This window comes from Methylotenera sp. G11 (genome assembly GCF_000799735.1).
Lineage (GTDB): Bacteria > Pseudomonadota > Gammaproteobacteria > Burkholderiales > Methylophilaceae > Methylotenera.
On record NZ_JUHH01000001.1, the window covers coordinates 2,379,835 to 2,396,727 of the forward strand.

At 47.5% G+C, this 16,893-nt stretch carries 19 protein-coding genes; 14 read left to right on the forward strand and 5 right to left on the reverse strand.

The annotated features are described in order from the left end of the window. The first annotated feature begins 96 nt into the window (after positions 1-96). Positions 97-2,058 carry a dynamin family protein gene (locus GQ51_RS11160; protein WP_047552994.1) on the forward strand — a complete coding sequence of 654 codons (1,962 nt, stop codon included), beginning with the start codon at positions 97-99 and terminating at the stop codon, positions 2,056-2,058. A gap of 76 nt (positions 2,059-2,134) precedes the next feature. Here the strand turns inward: GQ51_RS11160 and rpoH are convergent, their stop codons facing one another. Together rpoH and GQ51_RS11170 are read right to left on the reverse strand one after the other, a co-directional pair. Then, positions 2,135-2,992, reverse strand: coding sequence for an RNA polymerase sigma factor RpoH (rpoH, locus tag GQ51_RS11165; protein WP_052177819.1), 858 nt, complete (start codon positions 2,990-2,992; stop codon positions 2,135-2,137). Positions 2,993-3,204: 212 nt separating this feature from the next. After that, the gene (locus GQ51_RS11170; protein ID WP_047552997.1) at positions 3,205-3,840 is read right to left on the reverse strand and encodes a helix-turn-helix transcriptional regulator; all 636 of its coding nucleotides are present in this window, start codon (positions 3,838-3,840) and stop codon (positions 3,205-3,207) included. A 180-nt stretch (positions 3,841-4,020) separates the two neighbouring features. Between GQ51_RS11170 and GQ51_RS11175 the strand changes: the two genes are divergently transcribed. The 4 genes from GQ51_RS11175 (at position 4,021) to folE2 (GQ51_RS11190) (ending at position 6,443) form a co-directional block, all read left to right on the forward strand. Continuing rightward, positions 4,021-4,620 carry a ferritin-like domain-containing protein gene (locus tag GQ51_RS11175; RefSeq protein WP_047553000.1) on the forward strand — a complete coding sequence of 200 codons (600 nt, stop codon included), beginning with the start codon at positions 4,021-4,023 and terminating at the stop codon, positions 4,618-4,620. A 194-nt stretch (positions 4,621-4,814) separates the two neighbouring features. Further along, positions 4,815-5,159, forward strand: coding sequence for a hypothetical protein (locus GQ51_RS11180; RefSeq protein WP_047553003.1), 345 nt, complete (start codon positions 4,815-4,817; stop codon positions 5,157-5,159). A 2-nt stretch (positions 5,160-5,161) separates the two neighbouring features. Further along, positions 5,162-5,581, forward strand: a complete 420-nt coding sequence (locus GQ51_RS11185; RefSeq protein WP_047553006.1) for a DUF2231 domain-containing protein — start codon at positions 5,162-5,164, stop codon at positions 5,579-5,581. 55 nt (positions 5,582-5,636) lie between these two features. Further along, positions 5,637-6,443, forward strand: coding sequence for a GTP cyclohydrolase FolE2 (folE2, locus tag GQ51_RS11190; RefSeq protein ID WP_047553010.1), 807 nt, complete (start codon positions 5,637-5,639; stop codon positions 6,441-6,443). A 75-nt stretch (positions 6,444-6,518) separates the two neighbouring features. On the opposite strand, the gene GQ51_RS11195 is transcribed toward folE2 (GQ51_RS11190), so the two are convergent. Both GQ51_RS11195 and GQ51_RS11200 read right to left on the reverse strand, forming a co-directional pair. Next, positions 6,519-7,076, reverse strand: coding sequence for a TetR/AcrR family transcriptional regulator (locus tag GQ51_RS11195; RefSeq protein ID WP_047553013.1), 558 nt, complete (start codon positions 7,074-7,076; stop codon positions 6,519-6,521). A gap of 37 nt (positions 7,077-7,113) precedes the next feature. Next, positions 7,114-7,854 carry a hypothetical protein gene (locus GQ51_RS11200; RefSeq protein ID WP_052177820.1) on the reverse strand — a complete coding sequence of 247 codons (741 nt, stop codon included), beginning with the start codon at positions 7,852-7,854 and terminating at the stop codon, positions 7,114-7,116. A gap of 149 nt (positions 7,855-8,003) precedes the next feature. Here GQ51_RS11200 and GQ51_RS11205 point away from each other — a divergent pair, with 149 nt between their 5' ends. From GQ51_RS11205 to GQ51_RS11230, 6 genes are read left to right on the forward strand one after another with little or no spacing between them, the layout of a single operon-like run. Then, positions 8,004-9,041, forward strand: a complete 1,038-nt coding sequence (locus GQ51_RS11205; RefSeq protein ID WP_047553016.1) for an AAA family ATPase — start codon at positions 8,004-8,006, stop codon at positions 9,039-9,041. A gap of 5 nt (positions 9,042-9,046) precedes the next feature. Beyond that, a complete protein-coding gene (locus tag GQ51_RS11210) occupies positions 9,047-9,910 on the forward strand; it encodes a DUF58 domain-containing protein (RefSeq protein WP_047553019.1) in 864 nt (287 codons plus the stop codon). Positions 9,911-9,915: 5 nt separating this feature from the next. Beyond that, the gene (locus GQ51_RS11215; protein WP_235276217.1) at positions 9,916-10,818 is read left to right on the forward strand and encodes a nonribosomal peptide synthetase MxaA; all 903 of its coding nucleotides are present in this window, start codon (positions 9,916-9,918) and stop codon (positions 10,816-10,818) included. Next, positions 10,818-11,804, forward strand: a complete 987-nt coding sequence (locus tag GQ51_RS11220) for a vWA domain-containing protein (protein WP_047553026.1) — start codon at positions 10,818-10,820, stop codon at positions 11,802-11,804. Before GQ51_RS11215 ends, GQ51_RS11220 begins: the two co-directional genes overlap by 1 nt. Next, the gene (locus GQ51_RS11225) at positions 11,789-12,340 is read left to right on the forward strand and encodes a hypothetical protein (protein WP_047553028.1); all 552 of its coding nucleotides are present in this window, start codon (positions 11,789-11,791) and stop codon (positions 12,338-12,340) included. Before GQ51_RS11220 ends, GQ51_RS11225 begins: the two co-directional genes overlap by 16 nt. Beyond that, a complete protein-coding gene (locus tag GQ51_RS11230; protein WP_047553031.1) occupies positions 12,337-13,314 on the forward strand; it encodes a vWA domain-containing protein in 978 nt (325 codons plus the stop codon). Before GQ51_RS11225 ends, GQ51_RS11230 begins: the two co-directional genes overlap by 4 nt. Positions 13,315-13,455: 141 nt before the next feature. Here the strand turns inward: GQ51_RS11230 and GQ51_RS12470 are convergent, their stop codons facing one another. Next, positions 13,456-13,695 carry a hypothetical protein gene (locus GQ51_RS12470; protein WP_235276218.1) on the reverse strand — a complete coding sequence of 80 codons (240 nt, stop codon included), beginning with the start codon at positions 13,693-13,695 and terminating at the stop codon, positions 13,456-13,458. Between the two features lie 189 nt (positions 13,696-13,884). Here GQ51_RS12470 and GQ51_RS11240 point away from each other — a divergent pair, with 189 nt between their 5' ends. The 3 genes from GQ51_RS11240 (at position 13,885) to ribBA (ending at position 16,675) form a co-directional block, all read left to right on the forward strand. Beyond that, positions 13,885-14,235, forward strand: a complete 351-nt coding sequence (locus tag GQ51_RS11240) for a cupin domain-containing protein (RefSeq protein ID WP_047553036.1) — start codon at positions 13,885-13,887, stop codon at positions 14,233-14,235. A 465-nt stretch (positions 14,236-14,700) separates the two neighbouring features. Further along, positions 14,701-15,495: a GTP cyclohydrolase FolE2 gene (gene folE2, locus GQ51_RS11245; protein ID WP_047553039.1), complete on the forward strand. Its 795-nt coding sequence runs from the start codon at positions 14,701-14,703 to the stop codon at positions 15,493-15,495. Between the two features lie 67 nt (positions 15,496-15,562). After that, entirely contained in the window at positions 15,563-16,675 is a 1,113-nt protein-coding gene (gene ribBA, locus GQ51_RS11250) for a bifunctional 3,4-dihydroxy-2-butanone-4-phosphate synthase/GTP cyclohydrolase II (protein ID WP_047554188.1), read from the forward strand. The last annotated feature ends 218 nt before the right edge of the window (positions 16,676-16,893 follow it).

A 16,893-nucleotide genomic window follows, 5' to 3' on the forward strand; every position in this document is an offset into this window, starting at 1 on the left:
CCATCTGAAATGAAATATTAGCCAATTGATTTTATTTGCAATTTAAATAATGGGTGATAGAGTTACGCTACAAAAGAGCTGTATATAAGGTCCGTCATGACAGAAAATAATTTAGCAAAACAATTCGCGGTCTATTCAGAATGGCGCAAAGGCCTGACCCAAACTATTTGCGATTATCGCAACTGGCTGAATGAACAGGAGTTGAATGATGCGCAGGTGGATCAGCGTATACAGCATCTGCTGGACAGGTTGCGTGAGGACAAGCTCAATGTCGCATTTGTTGCGGAGTTTTCACGCGGCAAATCTGAGCTGATCAATGCGATATTCTTTGCGGGTTACGGTACGCGTCTGCTGCCTTCCAGTGCCGGCCGCACCACCATGTGTCCTACTGAATTGCTTTATGATAAGTCCAAGCCGACTTCTATCATGATGCTGCCGATTGAAACGCGGCTGTCTGATGCTACCACCTCCGAATACAAGCGCTACCCTGACGAATGGAAGACCGTAACATTCGATGTGGATTCGAATGAGAGCATGGTCAAAGCCTTTAAAGAGGTGAGCAGCACCAAGCCGGTTTCCGTGCAGGAAGCCGAAAAATATGGTTTATATGACCCCAATAGTGCCGATGACGCGCTGAACCTGAATAAAGACGGCACCATCGATGTGCCTTGCTGGCGCTATGCCATGATCAATTTCCCGCATCCATTGCTGGAGCAGGGGCTCGTGATTCTGGATACCCCGGGTTTGAATGCGATCGGTACCGAACCTGAGCTGACGATCAACATGCTGCCCAATGCGCATGCGGTATTGTTTATCCTGGCAGCTGACCAGGGCGTGACCAAGTCTGAAATCGACGTGTGGCGCCAGTACATCAGCGGTACGCGCTGGAAACAAAAAGGCCGCCTGGCAGTCATGAACAAGATTGACGGCCTATGGGACGAACTCAAGGATGAGAAAGAGATTCAGAAAGAGCTGACACGGCAGATTAAAACCAGCGCAGAACTGCTCGGCCTGGAGACCAACCAGATATTCCCGGTCTCTGCACAAAAAGGCTTGCTGGCCAAGGTTAACAAAGATGATGCGCTGCTGGCAAAAAGCCGCGTTCTGGAGCTGGAAGCAGCGCTTTCCAACCAACTGATCCCGTCCAAGCAGGAAATCGTGCGCGATAATACGCAGAGCGAGATTGATGACTTGATCACCAACTCAAGGATTATCCTTGATGCGCGCTTTGCCGGTATCAATGAGCAATTGGTTGAGTTGCGCGGTTTGCGTGGCAAAAACGAAGATGTGGTCGAGCACATGATGAACAAGGTGAAGGTCGATAAAGAAAACTTTGAAAAAGGCTTGCAGCGCTTTCAGGCTTTGCGCAGCATTTTTTCTCAGCATACTAACCGCCTGTTTACGCTGCTGGGCATGGAGTCACTCAAAGTGCACGTACACAGCACGCGTGAAACCATGATTAATGCCAGCTTTACCAAGACAATCCGTGAAGCCATGGATAATTTCTTTAATGAGCTGAAAACCCGGCTGGTTTCATCCGATTCACAAATTGATGAAATCAAGAAAATGATGGATGTCATGTACGAGAAGTTCTCGAAAGAGCATGGCCTGCGCAAGTCTGAGCCGCCAGCTTTTTCAACATTGCGCTATCAGAAAGAGCTGGCAAAGCTGGAACGTGCATATAAAGAGCAGTTTAATACCGCTTTTAATATGATTGCCAATGAGAAGATGACCCTCACTACCAAGTTTTTCGAAACATTGGCTAGCCGCGTGATCCATGTGTATGAAGTGGCTAACCGTGATATTGAAAACTGGCTGAAGGCCGTGATTGCACCGATGGAGTCACAGGTACGTGAGCATCAGCTGCAACTGCGCCGTCGCCTGGAAAGTATCAAGCGCATTTACAAGGCGACCGATACCTTGGAAGATCGTATTTCAGAACTGGAAGCGATTGAGAAAAGCATCAATGCCCAGCTGGAGCAACTCAGTCAACTGCGCGAACACCTGAAAACTGCGCTGGCTTTTGAGCCGGCAATAGAGGCTGTTGCCGTGGCTTAGTGAGGCGCTGCTGAAAATAAAAAAGGCTGCATGAGCAGCCTTTTTTATTTGAAGTTTTTACTTAATTTTTGATTGATTAACGGCTCGCCTGCATCAGGCTTTTCATTTTTTGCATCGCTTTCTGCTCAATCTGTCGAATGCGCTCGGCAGATACACCAAACTCGTCAGCCAGTTCGTGCAGCGTTTTGCCGCCATCTTCCTGCAGCCAGCGCGCTTCAACTACACGGCGGCTTCTTTCGTCCAGGTTCTGGAGTGCGTGTGCCAGGCCGGTTGCTTCAGCAGTTTCAAATTGCTTGGCCTCTAATGCTTCAACCGGAGTCAGGCTTTCATCCTGCAGATAGGCAATCGGGCTGTAATGTTCGTCGCTGTCGTCATCAATGTTGGCTTCCAGGGATATCTCATGCCCGTTCAGGCGTGACTCCATCTCCATGACTTCTTCAGGTTTCACATTTAATTCGCGTGCGATATGTGCGATTTCATTTGGCTGCATGGTATTGATGCCGGATTTCATGCTGCGCAGATTGAAGAAAAGCTTGCGTTGTGCTTTTGTCGTCGCGATCTTCACCAGGCGCCAGTTCTTCACGATGTATTCATGAATTTCGGCTTTGATCCAGTGCATCGCAAAAGAAACCAGGCGTACGCCACGCTCCGGGTCGTAGCGTCTTACCGCTTTCATGAGGCCGATGTTGCCTTCTTGAATAAGGTCGGCCTGCGGCAAACCATAACCGGTGTATCCACGTGCAATACTTGTCACTAGGCGCAGGTGTGACAATACCAGTTTGCGGGCAGCTTCCAGATCGTTTTCTTTGTTAAACTTTACGGCCAGGGAAAACTCTTCTTCCGCAGAAAGAATCGGGTAAGCTTTAATCGCTCTTGTATATTGTTCAAGGCTGTCAGTAGCGTTGAGTACTGGAAGTGTTAAAGCAGTGGTCATTGGTTTTACATCCTCCTTAAAATACCATTCTAGCACTCACCATTCGAGAGTGCTAGTGGTTAAAAAGTTTCATTATCCGCTATTTTTATTCTTTGACATTAACGTCACCGGCATTACATTGGGCTTGGCGGCATTGGATTAGAGCCGCAAGCGATGTGAACGGATGCCCAGGTTGTTTTGGGTTCAATCCTTAGCGGAGGTTTCGGATATGTTTAAGCTTTATCCTTAAACTTAAACCGGCAGACGTTGCCTTTATTGGCCATGCATTCCTGATGTTCTACCTGGCTATCAGTAAAGCTTGACATCAGTGCTAAATCAAACTGGCATACGGCTGGGTTCTTGATAGCCAAATTGTGGAAAATGCAATTGTCGGCTTCTATCACTTGTATGTTCGCAAGTGTAGAAGTGCTTTTTGTGTCATAGCCCAGATCCTCCATGATCTCGGACAGCTTTTCAATTTTATGCTGAAGCGTTTCTAAATCGGGATGCTGGCGCTTTAATTGTTTAGCTACGGCTACCCCCATGGCATGCATGCGGTCTTTTAAGCCATCCTGGCCAGACTCTTGCTCTATTGACTCAACGATTAATTGCGCAAACCAGGAATAATGCCTGGGAAAGAGTTCCTTGCCTGCGTCTGACAGAACATAAAGCTGTTCAGGTCTCCCGCCAGATGGGCGGCTTATGCCGTGAGTAACAAATCCATCATTTTCTAATGAAGACAAATGCTGCCTGACCGCATTTTTAGCGATTTCCAGTTGTTTGGATAGCTCATCTACAGTCAGCCCGCTTTTATGTTTGAGCAGCAAGTTCAGCAATTCCTGTTGGCGAAGCCCTAATATTTTGAGCATTGGATATCCTCTTTTATCAATACCGTATTTTGCATTATACCTATTTTCAATGTTAATACAATTAAAACATATTTTACTTTACAAAGTGTTTTAAGTGGATTAATCTTTCCTCACTTGCTGGTTGATTGGTCTTGGCAAGCGATGTAATTAAGATAAATTTCAATTGAAGGAGATTTCACTATGAATGGCAGCAAATTCAAAGAATCTGGCCAGAGCTTAAATGCGTTCACCAGCCGCCGTGATTTTTTTGCAAAAACAGGCATGTTTTCGCTTGGCGTACTAGCTTTCACTACGCTTGGACATAGTACGCCTGTGCTGGCAAATAACATTTCAACGTCTACTTCCGATGACATCATCATACTGAATTCTGCTCTGGCACATGAATACCAGGCTATTGCGGCATATCAGGCCGGCGCTGAATCTGGCTTATTACAAAAAGCGGTGCTTGATGTTGCCGTGAAATTCCAGGGTCACCATATCGCTCATGCCAATGTGCTGGCAAGCACCATTGAAAAACTTGGGGGTGTTGCGGTAAAAACCAAAACCATCGCTGAATATGGGTTCCCCTTAGGTAAATTAAAGTCTCAAGCCGATGTGCTGCATTTTGCCGCCGGGCTGGAACAAAGCGCCGCTAGTGCATATTTGGGTGCTTTGCCAAAGTTCCATAACAAAGACTTGATTTCTGCAGCTGGCAGCATTCTGGGGGATGAAACGATGCATTGGGCTATTCTGCTTAACGCATTGGGTGAAGATCCTGTGCCTAATGCTTTTATTGGCTAGTTTGATTGGATTGTAAAGTAAGATCTAATTATTAAATACCGTTTCAGCTAACCTGATTATAAATCCGGTATCCATCACCCTAAGATAATGAATAACAGATTTTTGATCAAATATCACGCCCACTTTAAACATATTGTAATTGTATATATGTTTAATTTTTGTGATGAAAACATAAACAACAAGGAGATTTATCGATGTCAACATTTGCACTTTTAATATTCGCGCTCACTGCTGTAGCAGGAGTGATCCTGGCTCTTGAAGTATTAAACGGGAAGCTGGCGTCCTGGTCGCTGTCGTTAGCGCATGCCTCTGCCGGTGCATTGGCCCTGGTTTTGTTAGCAATAGAAGTCTTTACCGGGCATGGTGCAAGCCGGGCTACTGCCGCACTTGCAATTTTGGTAGTGGCAGCAGTTGGGGGATTTTATTTGGCTTCCAAGCATTTGATGAAGCAGCGTCCGCCAAAACTGGCAGTTGTCATTCACGCCGGTGTTGCTGTGGCTGGTTTCCTCACATTAGCCACTACATTGTTCCATAGCTAGCAATGAAACATCCACTACACCCTGCAATAGTACATTTCCCGATTGCCTGCTGGATGCTCGCTACATTTGCTGATATTTCAAGTTTGTGGCTTGGCAGGCAGGTGTGGTGGTGGTCAGGTGTCACTCTGTGCATAGGTACTGTTGCAGGCGTTTTTGCAATGCTAAGCGGGATGGTCGAGCTGCTGAAACTTGCCGACCGGCCACAAGCTTTAGGGACCGCAGAAAGACACATGCAGCTTATGCTGCTTGCCTGGACTTTGTATGCCGCTAGTTTGTTGGCGAGATTGGATCACTTCAGTCTTACCGCCCCCGGCTGGTTGGAAATGTCATTAAGCTGCCTCGGCCTGGCAACCTTGTTCGCCGGTGCATGGCTAGGCGCTCAACTGGTTTACAGGCATGGAGTCGGCACTTTTACCCCATAGAAATTTAATCCTTCAATATCACATATATTAAAGCTACTTATTTTATAGGCTGAGCATGAACAACATATTCAAACTTTCCCCGCTCTCTGACACACAATCCACTCAAGATACACGCAAAATCAATATTGATCAGGTAGGAATCAAGGACATCCGCTATCCCATATCAATATTGTTAGCCGATACTACATTACAGACTATAGCCAGATTGTCGATGACAGTAGGCTTGCCTTCGCACAAAAAAGGCACACATATGTCCAGGTTCGTCGAACTGCTTGAGCAAGACCGGGGGAGTCTTGACCAGGCCCTGTTCAGAAGCCTCATTTTCGAAATGTTAAAGAAGCTGGGCGCTGCGAGCGGGGAAATCCAGATGGAATTTCCTGCTTTTATCACCAAGAGCGCACCGATCACAGGCGTGAAAAGCAAGTTGGACTATGACGTCATCTGGTCAGGCCATGTGTCGGAATACGGAGTGTATACTTTTTGTATGACCGTGAAGGTACCGGTCACCAGCCTGTGCCCCTGTTCGAAAGAAATATCTGACTATGGCGCACATAATCAGCGCTCTATTTTATGCATCAAAGTTGAGCTTGATGACGAAATGCCAATAGCTGACCTGGTATCGATCGCTGAAAAGAACGCTTCATGTGAAATATATGGCATTCTCAAGCGACCTGATGAAAAATACGTAACAGAACGTGCTTATGACAATCCGAAATTTGTAGAGGATTTGGTGCGGGATATTGCACTTTCTTTAAATGAAGAAAAAAACATCAGAAGCTATTCCATAGAGGCCGAGAACTTTGAATCCATACACAACCATTCGGCATTTGCCCGTATAACGCGTACCAGAAATATTGCCTGAAGCTGAGCGGCCTGCACCCCGTGCCATCTCAATCCTCCGAGGCCGGCGACGAAAGAGGGACTCCTGTCCGAGGCGCTATATCGATGCCTTGATCAAGGTAATGGCTGCATTTTTGGCACGGGTGGCTGCTCCTGAACCGGGGCTCAGCCGTTCTATCAATGCGCCGCCTTCAAAAATAATCGTTAATTGCTGGCCCAGGGTCTGTGCATCTTTTACACCGGCTATCTGTGCCAGTTTTGACAGGTATCGCTGTAGCTCATTCGACAATTCGACGGAGTAATGATGTACCGGATGTGCCGGGTCCGGGAACTCTACAGATCCGATATGGAAAGGCAGGCCATTGAACTCCGGCGTGGAGATCCACTGCGCGTATAAATCACATAATTCAAATAGGACTTCTTTGGAATCCGCTTTTTTGTCTGCGAGCTTTTCGTTGATCCAGGCATAAAAGCGGTTGGATTTTTCTTTCAGGTATTCAATGATCAGTTCATTCTTGCTCGGAAAGTATTTATAGAGCGTCGCCTTTGCTACGCCTGACTCGGCAATGATGGTGTCTACACCGGAGGCGTGAATGCCGCGAGTTTCAAATAGAAGTGTCGCTACCGACAATATTTTTTCACGCATATTTTTCATGTTGGGTTCCTTTGATCATTCTTTTGTATTCATGACGTTACATCGGGCTGTTCATCAGCTTCTGCGGATACAGGCAATTTGCATAAGTGAGCGCATTCCTCAGGCTGTCTGCCGTATTGATATCAACCTTGCCTTCGTTCACGAACGAGATGAATGCCTCACGCTCCTGCGGCTGCAGCATGGCAGCCTGCGGCAGCTGGCAGTCACCTTGTTTCATTGCCCGGTATAAGGCCACAAGGTTGGAAACGGTTTTACTGCCAGCCTGGTTGATTGAAGCATCGGCAGCGGTATCCAGAGGGTTCATCCCGTCATTTGTTTTGTGATTGGTGCGCGGGTTAAGTAAAACAATGGCGAACCCGATGATGACGATAAAAGTGAGCAATGATAATGACATCATCAATCTCTGGTTTTGCCTGGGAGGGGTCAAAAAATTCGTGATGGATTGATTGACCAGCTGCCAGGGCTTTTCGGAATTGTTCTGAACCTGAAGCTTGATCGCGCCTATTACTAAAAAAAGAATCTGGTCGGCCACGATCCCGGCATTGTCCAGTTTCAGCCTGGATGTTTCGTTTTCGATCAGGTTTTTCAATATCTGAATATCGTCTATTGAAAGGTCGGCCTCTTTTCCGTTAACGACTTTGCCGACACGCTGCCTGTTCCAGGTGCTCAAAATGCTGGACAGGCCAACTAACCTGGCCACCGGGGATTTGCCTGTTTTCTGGAATTGCCTATTAAAACTATCTGACTTTAGAAACTCGGTGGCCATGATTTTGAACATCTCGATCTATTTGAGAAAAAATACTTGCAATCTGAAAACGAATATAGCAAACTAAAAATGAACAGACCTGTCTGCATACTAAACGATTATTTTGCTAATCGCAACTATAACCCTATTTTTTAAACCCTATTTATTATTCTGAGGAATTTATGAAAACTGCAACGATTGATCATCAGCTTGCTGACTGGCGCGATAAAGCCCTGAAACTGGAATCAGAGGTCAAGAAGGTCATCGTCGGTCAAGATAAAGCGATCAAGCTGATGAACATCGCAATTTTTGCACGTGGCCATGTTTTGCTTGAAGGTGGCGTCGGCGTTGGCAAGACAACATTATTACAATCGATCACACGCGGCATAGGCGGCGCGTATGAGCGTATTGAAGGTACGGTAGACCTGATGCCGAATGACCTGATTTATCATACCTTCCTTGGTTCGGATGGACGTCCGCAAATTGACGAAGGCCCCTTGCTGCGTGCCGGTGAGAACCTGTCGGTCTTCTTTTTCAATGAAATTAACCGAGCCAGGCCGCAGGTTCACGCCCTGATGCTCAGGGTGATGGCAGAACGCCATGTGACGGCTTTCAGGAGAGAGTACCGCTTGCCTCATATGCTGGTTTTTGCAGACCGTAACCAAGTGGAAAAAAATGAGACTTTTGAAATCCCGTCTGCGGCACGGGATCGCTTCATGATGGAAATCCCGATTGAAATCCCGGAAGACAGGGAAATACGTAAATCGCTGATATTCAATACACGGTTCCAGCATGCGGAAAAACTCACGCAGCAGGTAGAAAGCGACATCCTGCATTTTGATCAACTGAATGATTTTTCTGATACTTTGCAAGAACATATCCAGACCAGCGATGTGATTGAAGATTATGCTCTCGACCTGTGGGAAGCCACACAGAACCCTGTGAAATATGGCATCAAGCTGGATACCGTAGATGTCAGCAAGCTGATACAGGCCGGCGCCAGCCCTCGCGGGATGGGCATGCTGCTTAAAGCGGCAAGGGTGCACGCATGGATGATGCAGCGGGAGAATCTATACCCTGAAGATATTCATGCCGTGTTCCATGAAATCATTTCGCACCGACTGGCTTTCAACTCCATGTATGAGAGCCGCAGAACTGCCCTGGCGCGTGAACTCAGCGGTCATATCCTGAGCCAGGTAGCCGTGCCCGCCAGGACATAGCCGAGATGATAGCGAATTACGTAAAGCCTTTTGCTTATTCAATTCCATGGAAATCAAGCAGCGTACACTTCGGTGACCACCGCGGCACACAGCGTGGGTTGGGCGATGAGTACCAGGGAAATGTGCCGTTGGTGGATTACCCTGATGCACGTCGCATGGATTTGCGCCAGACCTTGCGTGACCCTTATGAGCAGATCCAGGTAAAAACATTTAACCAGAACAATACCACCCCTTTGTTTGCCATTTGCGATGCTTCCAGTTCCATGCAATTCGGGGGCAAGCAGCGCAAGCTGGACCTGGCCATGCATATTTCGGCTTCAATTGCTTATTCCGCCCATGGCATGGGCGACCTGTTCAGTTTTATCGCATATAACAGCCACGTCATTGAAGATCTGACATTGCCATTAAGTCACCATATATTCCACAGCCTGGAGGTGATTGATCAATTGGCGGATTACCGCAGCAAGCTGGCAGGTTCTGAAGGGATCGCAGATGTGCCGATGTATTTAAGCCAGCATCGATCCCTGGTGTTCTGGATTTCAGATTTTCATATGCCGCTGGGGTTGATTGAACAAACCTTGAATGCGATGTCGGCACATCAGGTGGTGCCTATCGTGTTATGGGATGACCGCGAACACCGGAAACTTCCACAGTTCGGATTTGGGAATCTGATTGATCCGGAAACAGGGGTGGCTCGCACTTTATTTTTCAGAAAATCGCTGCGAGACCAGTTTGTTGAGGCGTTTAACAGGAGGCGTGAAGCGCTGGATCGCCTGTTTGTAAAGTTTGATTACCCTGCACTATACCTTCAGGAGGAATTTAAACCTGAGGCTTTTACTAATTACTTCGAACAATACATAAGCTTATGAAGAACTTGATACCAAAATTACTGTTATTCGTCACATTTCTTTTCCAGAGTGCGTTTGCCTGTGCCGAGGATAATGCAATGGCGATTGCAGGCATTAGCAATCCGGCACGAAGTACCGGCATTCAAATCGGCGACGTATTGAAAAGGAGCGTGACGTTTGAGAGTGCAGCACCGCCGAATATAATCACCAAGGCATTGCCCGCCAAGGGCTCGCGCAATGATGAGATAGAATTGGTTGAATCAAGGCTTGAACGCTTGAAAGAGGGCGCCCAAAACCGATACAGGCTTGATCTGAGCTACCAGGTATTTGCCGGCGCCACAAAACCTAAGGTGATGGCTCTGCCGGCACAAAACATCAGGATATCCGGGTCGGAGCAATTAATATTGCCGGCATGGCACTTCTGGTACTCGCCGCTGGTAGACATTAGCATTGCATATGCCAAAGCTAACGTACAGCCTCAGATGAAACTTCCGGGGATTGACCTCAACCAGCATGCAGTGCGCATCAAAGTGTTTTCTGTCATGCTGGTATTGGCATTGATCGGCCTGGTTTATGTCAATGCAGATACCCGATGGTTACCGTTCTGCAAGGGTAATTTTGCCCGTGCATACAAACAGATAAAGCTGCTCAGCAGAAGTAAAGTACCTGATGCGAACAGGCTTAGAACAGCGTTGTTCAGCTTGCATGAGTCATTTAATAACACCTATGGCAGCAATGTGTTCGCGAATGATATTCATGATTTCATCGCGCAGCACCCCAGGTTCAGGCCATTGCACTCGCAGATGACGGAGTTCTTTACATTGTCGAATCAAACACTTTTCTCCCGTCATCCGCAAGATGACAGCGAATCGCTGTTGAAGCTTCTCGCTATCAGCAAAAGTTTAAGAGATTGTGAAAGAGGTGTTTGATGGCATTGCTTAACCCTTGGGCGCTCATTCTGCTGCCTGTTATTTATCTTCCGTTCTGGCTTAAAAGCCGACAGGGCCAGATGTACTCCTGGCTGGATCTAGTGCCGCATGACAAGTTTTCTGATACGGCCAACCTGATTCTGAAAGCCATGACATCGCTGCTTTTGGCATGTATTGTGATTGCGCTGGCATCGCCTCGTGGCCCGGACCAGAAAATCAATAAGATTGGTCAAGGGGCGCAAACGGTCATGGTGATTGACCGCAGTGTCAGCATGGATCATCCGTTTGCAGGTGATGCCAGCAGTGGCCGGGCTGCAGAGATCAAGTCGGCAGCGGCCAGAAGGTTGATTACCAGGTTCATTGATTCAAGGCCGGATGACATGATGGGGGTTGTAGGCTTCACCAACTCTGCATTGTATGGCGCCAAAATCACTAATAATCGGGATGCCATTCATGCGGCGATTAATGCTGCAACCAGTTCTGCGATCAATCAAACCAATATAGGCGCTGGCGTGACTCAGGCCGTCAGCCTGTTTGACAGCATCGAAAGCTCAGGTTCGCGAGCAATCATCCTGCTTTCTGATGGCGCCGGCAAAATAAGCCCGCGTGTCAAACATAAGATCAAGGAGACCCTGGAATCCAGAAAACTCAGCCTGTACTGGATCGTATTGCGTGAACCTGATGACATCAGCATATTCTCGGCAAGTAATAGCCAGTTTGCGGAAGGCTCGGAACCCGCCCCGATAGAATTGGACAAGTTCTTCAAGTCACTCCGAATCAAATACAAGGCTTATGAAGCGGATAATCCTGCCGCCTTGCAGTCAGCGATCCAGGATATCAATACGCGGGAGAAAAAGAAGATTCAATATTCGATCTCCATTCCTGGACACGATTATTCAACCGATTTTATTGTGATTGCTCTGTTCTTGAGCTTGTTGATTTTAATTGCTAAAAATTTGAGGGTACATTCATGGCAAGACGCATAAATATCATTAATGCCGCATTGGCAGCTTTATTGCTGGCTGGCCTGACTGGCACTGGCTATGAAGTCTATCAGTACCGGAATATCCAGCGCATCAATGCTACGCTGCATGCCGGACAGGTGTTGAAGGATGATGCATACCCGTTACACGCCAAGTTCTCTGCGGCTTATTTTCAGGGCAGCAAAGGTGACTATAAGCATGCGGTGCAGTCTTTCGGCCAGGCGCTGGAACTGCAATCAAAATCCGGCAGCCCTGATGCCGCGCAGCAAGGACGCATTCAATTCAACATTGCAACCAATCTGTTTTTGCTTGGCTTGAGCCGCGATCTGAATGATGATGGATCACTCAAGGAAGAATCTAAATACAGCTTCACGCAGGCCAAAGCCGCATATGAGCAGTCGCTGCGGTTAAACCCGGAGGATCGCAGGGCAAAATTCAATCTTAGCCTGCTGAATTCAGTCACTCCGACCAACATGAAGAACGCACCTAAAGACCAGACTGGTGTTGAGCTCAGCAATCTGCCGGTTGGTTTGCCATGAATCAGTACATATCCATACTGAAGAGTCACTATGAAAGCTTGCTGTTGATAGCGGTTGCATTGTTATTGCTGCTTGCAATCTACAAGCCGCAGATCCAGCTCAAGCAGGATGTACACAATTACCTGCTGATTGCTGATGTATCGCAGAGCATGAATGCACAGGATCTCAAGCTGAATAATCAGGCAGTCAGTCGGATGGATTACACCAAACACCTGATGAAGCGCGTTGTTGAAACCTCATCTTGCGGAACCTATATCAGCTTAGGGGTGTTTGCGGCAGAAAATGTCGGCTTATTGCTGATGCCGCTTGAGGTTTGTGCAAATTACGATGTGATCACGGACTCCATTGATCATCTGGAATGGAGAATGGCATGGCGCGGCAATAGCAGGCTAAGTTTTGGCATTAAGTCAGCCGAAAGCATGTTTGACTACCTGAACATCCCGGCCACCATGCTTTTCTTTACCGATGGAGACGAGGCGCCCAAAGTCAATGCGATTAATAAGCTGGATCTCAGCAGCGTGCAGATCGGTAAAAATCTATTGTTCGTTGGGGTGGGAGGGCATCAGCCTGTACCTGTGCCCCGATACAACTCAAGCAATAAGTGGGTAGGTTATTGGTCATCGGACACTAAAGAGAACTCGGCAGGTGCGGTCGGCGATACCTACAGCGATACCAGTAAGGATGAACCAGACCCTATTGTGGCCTATGCCGAGTTTGACCGCTATCTATCGCAACTTGATTCCGATTACCTGAAACAAGTATCGGCAGAAATCAAGGGCGGCTATATTGAAGGCCAGGATAGCCCGGAGTTCTATTCATACATTCAGTCCCAGAAGCCATCTGCCAGTTTTGTGACGGCATATTCACTGACATGGCTGTACCTGACACTGGCAATCCTGATGGTGCTGCTCATTTATCTGCCAGACATGCGCTCGCTCAAAATACTCAGTCAATTTAAATATGGCAGAAAATAGCCACCGCTTGCAAGGTTGAACGCAGGCAGCTTCAGGTTTGCACGCAGCAGCGCGATGCCCCCACCTGAACTGCTGAGCGAACCAAGGGAGATTCAATTCTCCCTTGGTGTATCTCTGCGGCAGCAGGATAAGCGCCATTTCTCAATCGGGGAACGCTAAACCTGCCGGGTCGCGGTAAATCTGGCCGGCCTCGCGCCCGATCCATGCCGTATATCCGAGAGAGCGCCAGCTGGCGCCGAAACTGACTTCTTTTGTGGAGTTTTTATTAAAAGAACTGCGCCCATAGTTTAAAGTTGCATGCCTGCATTCTGCTGGCAGCACACTTGGCATCGCCCGAGAATATCCAGTCTGGCTAGAGGCGGTATGAACCGCTTGAATCATTGGCAAGGCTCTGGATATAAGGGTTTGCGCCCGGTAAGCCAGGTAGGGGAACTGGCAATGGATAGCCTGGTGGCAGTAGAAGTATTTGATTCATCCTTCTTAGTGAGTACCTCTTAGGTATGATTGTGGGTTTGATCCAGAAACGATTTAATACAAACACTTTCTAGTGAACCCTTAAGGAGAATTTCAATGAGTAAACCGTTTCAATTCAAAAAACAAGCTGTTAAAGATGTGCAACCATCAATGAACGTAGCAGGTGTGCCAGCATTTTTAGGCGACACTTTTGTTTCAGCAGACAAAGACAAAACGATCTGTGCTGGCTTCTTCCATCTGGACAAAGGTAATGCTCTGGTTTATGAGTATGATTACGAAGAAATGAAGATTGTTGTTGAAGGCACATTCGTTATTTCTGATGAAACTGGCCAGAAAGTAACTGCAACTGTTGGTGACGTGCTTTACTTCCCATCAGGCTGCAAAGTTACATTCAACACACCTGACCGTGCAGTAGGTTTCTTCTGCGGTCAACGCGCACCTTTATAAGATTAATCACTGATTAATCTGCCATAAAAATGCCCTGCGCTGCGATAGTAGCGCAGGGCATTTTCGCTATGGAACCAGGCGTTTGCCTGTCGCCAATCAAGCGCATCATGCCTGATGCCGGTGCTTTCCTGCACTCATCACCGAGTTCAATTTATCCTCTTTTATTCAATTTCGCCTGTTGTTAATTCTATGGGCTGTTTCTGATAAAACAACTAATCCAAACGGAGTAATCCTTAGTGACGATTGTCACAGGCTGCCGTAAGTCCGAAAATTCAGTTGTAAGTTTTGACTACACGTCATCTCCCAACTTACTACGAAGTTGAACTCCCTTGGGGGGCATTGCAATATTGCATATTTTGTATTTGCCCCCTTTTTTTTAGCCGTGGATCACTTCGTATGTATTGACCAAAGTTAAATTTAAAACCCGTTTGCTGCCAGTAAAGTTATTGAAGAGAGAAGATAATTATGAATTCGCCAATAGGTTTTTCAATAGAAGATGTGCAAAATTTGGTTGATATACGTCAGCTTGCGATTGATAAAGTCGGGATTAAATCAATACGCCATCCGGTCAGGATCAAGGATAAAACCGGAGAGGCACAGCATACGGTTGCAATGTTCAATATGTATGTGCATTTGCCGCAGCATTTAAAAGGTACGCACATGTCCAGGTTTATTGAGATCCTGAATGGCAGCGCCCATGAGATTTCAATAGAGAATTTTTACAAAATGCTGAAGGAAGTTGCAGTGAGGCTGGAGGCAGAGTCCGGCCATATAGAAATGGCATTTCCGTATTTTGTGAACAAATCAGCCCCGGTTTCCGGCGTAAAGAGCCTGCTGGATTATGAGGTGACTTTTATCGGTGAAATCACCAAGGCCTATCATGATGTGAAAGTCAAAGTGCTGATTCCGGTCACCAGCCTTTGCCCATGCTCCAAGAAAATATCGGCTTACGGCGCGCATAATCAGCGTTCCCACGTGACGGTAACCGTCGCGCTGAAAGACTTCATGTGGGTAGAGGATATTATCCGCATGGTAGAAGCACAGGCTTCGTCGGAGCTGTATGGTTTGCTGAAGCGTCCGGATGAAAAGTATGTGACGGAACTCGCCTACGACAACCCGAAATTTGTGGAAGACATGGTGCGCGACATTGCAGCCGCTTTTTATAAAGACGCGCGCATCAAGAGCTTTACGGTTGAATGCGAGAACTTTGAATCGATACACAACCACTCTGCTTATGCCTGCATCACAAGCCAGAATTGATAGCGAGCACATCATGAATAATTTCGTCAGCGCCAATTTATTAGAGCAGAAAAAGCCGATCCCTGGCATGGATCTGTATCTTAAACGCAGCAAATCCATCAGCCCGATCACGGAAATCATCGAAGAAATACGCCAGGGCCGCATGGTGGTGCTGCTGGATGACGAAGACCGCGAAAATGAAGGCGACCTGGTCATGGCGGCGCAGTATGTGACGCCTGAAGACGTGAATTTCATGGCCAAGCATGGTCGCGGGCTGATATGCCTGACGCTCACTGAAGAACGTGGCAGGCAATTGAACCTGAGCCCGATGGTGACCCGCAACGGCACCAAAATGGGCACAAACTTCACGGTTTCAATTGAAGCTGCGGAAGGCGTTACTACCGGAATTTCAGCAGCAGACCGGGCGCATACCATACAGACGGCTGTACATGTCAATGCACGCCCGATGGACATTGTCAGCCCTGGCCATGTATTTCCCCTGATTGCACAGAAGGGCGGTGTGCTGGTGCGTGCCGGCCATACCGAAGCAGGCTGTGATATCGCCAAACTGGCCGACCTCGATGCTTCGGCGGTGATCTGCGAAATACTCAAAGATAATGGAGAAATGGCTCGCTTGCCTGATCTGCTGGATTTCGCGACCAAGCATGACCTTAAAGTCGGCACGATTGCCGATCTGATCAATTACAGAAGCCAGACCGAATCCCTGGTAAAACGTGTTGCGGAAAGGCAGATCGAAACCCCTTTCGGTCCGTTCCAGTTAGTTGCCTATCAGGAATCTATTGCCAATGAAACACATCTGGCGCTGATTAAAGGCGAAATTACCGCGGATAAAAGCGTGCTGGTGCGTGTGCATGAACCTTTATCAATTCTGGATTTACTCGATGCCAGCAACAAGAGCCATAGTTGGAGCCTGCCTGATGCGATGCAGATGATCAGCCAAGCGGATGCAGGTGTAATCGTGATGTTAAGACGTGACGAGAAAAGTGAGGATGTCATCCATGCAATTAATTCAGCAAATTTCCCAGCTAACAATCAATACACGCTCAAAGATTACGGAATTGGTGCGCAGATACTACGAGATCTGGGAGTGGTAAAAATGCGCCTGATGGCCGAGCCGCGCAAAATGCCGAGCATGACAGGCTTTGGTTTGCAGGTAACGGAGTTTGTTGCCATAACGTAGCTGTATGCCATCGCTGATGGTGTACATGGTTGAGTTGAACTGCCAGACGGGTTGCACTGGTTCGATCCGTAATCAATGCCTGCGTCATCTTTGGCCTGGATAGTGCCTGGCTTGAGTAACCGCTGCCGGCGACTCATCAGCTTTGACCGATGCGTCGGCCATGTAAGATATGGAAATTCAAATTCAGTAATATTATGCCCTCCCCTTTGCAAGGGGAG

What these genes read in the sequence shown, in the direction of transcription:
- GQ51_RS11160 (WP_047552994.1), top strand. Translation starts at nt 97, where the DNA reads ATGACAGAAAATAATTTAGCAAAACAATTCGCGGTCTATTCAGAATGG.
- rpoH (WP_052177819.1), bottom strand. Translation starts at nt 2,992, where the DNA reads ATGACCACTGCTTTAACACTTCCAGTACTCAACGCTACTGACAGCCTT.
- GQ51_RS11170 (WP_047552997.1), bottom strand. Translation starts at nt 3,840, where the DNA reads ATGCTCAAAATATTAGGGCTTCGCCAACAGGAATTGCTGAACTTGCTG.
- GQ51_RS11175 (WP_047553000.1), top strand. Translation starts at nt 4,021, where the DNA reads ATGAATGGCAGCAAATTCAAAGAATCTGGCCAGAGCTTAAATGCGTTC.
- GQ51_RS11180 (WP_047553003.1), top strand. Translation starts at nt 4,815, where the DNA reads ATGTCAACATTTGCACTTTTAATATTCGCGCTCACTGCTGTAGCAGGA.
- GQ51_RS11185 (WP_047553006.1), top strand. Translation starts at nt 5,162, where the DNA reads ATGAAACATCCACTACACCCTGCAATAGTACATTTCCCGATTGCCTGC.
- folE2 (WP_047553010.1), top strand. Translation starts at nt 5,637, where the DNA reads ATGAACAACATATTCAAACTTTCCCCGCTCTCTGACACACAATCCACT.
- GQ51_RS11195 (WP_047553013.1), bottom strand. Translation starts at nt 7,076, where the DNA reads ATGAAAAATATGCGTGAAAAAATATTGTCGGTAGCGACACTTCTATTT.
- GQ51_RS11200 (WP_052177820.1), bottom strand. Translation starts at nt 7,854, where the DNA reads ATGTTCAAAATCATGGCCACCGAGTTTCTAAAGTCAGATAGTTTTAAT.
- GQ51_RS11205 (WP_047553016.1), top strand. Translation starts at nt 8,004, where the DNA reads ATGAAAACTGCAACGATTGATCATCAGCTTGCTGACTGGCGCGATAAA.
- GQ51_RS11210 (WP_047553019.1), top strand. Translation starts at nt 9,047, where the DNA reads ATGATAGCGAATTACGTAAAGCCTTTTGCTTATTCAATTCCATGGAAA.
- GQ51_RS11220 (WP_047553026.1), top strand. Translation starts at nt 10,818, where the DNA reads ATGGCATTGCTTAACCCTTGGGCGCTCATTCTGCTGCCTGTTATTTAT.
- GQ51_RS11225 (WP_047553028.1), top strand. Translation starts at nt 11,789, where the DNA reads ATGGCAAGACGCATAAATATCATTAATGCCGCATTGGCAGCTTTATTG.
- GQ51_RS11230 (WP_047553031.1), top strand. Translation starts at nt 12,337, where the DNA reads ATGAATCAGTACATATCCATACTGAAGAGTCACTATGAAAGCTTGCTG.
- GQ51_RS12470 (WP_235276218.1), bottom strand. Translation starts at nt 13,695, where the DNA reads ATGATTCAAGCGGTTCATACCGCCTCTAGCCAGACTGGATATTCTCGG.
- GQ51_RS11240 (WP_047553036.1), top strand. Translation starts at nt 13,885, where the DNA reads ATGAGTAAACCGTTTCAATTCAAAAAACAAGCTGTTAAAGATGTGCAA.
- folE2 (WP_047553039.1), top strand. Translation starts at nt 14,701, where the DNA reads ATGAATTCGCCAATAGGTTTTTCAATAGAAGATGTGCAAAATTTGGTT.
- ribBA (WP_047554188.1), top strand. Translation starts at nt 15,563, where the DNA reads ATGGATCTGTATCTTAAACGCAGCAAATCCATCAGCCCGATCACGGAA.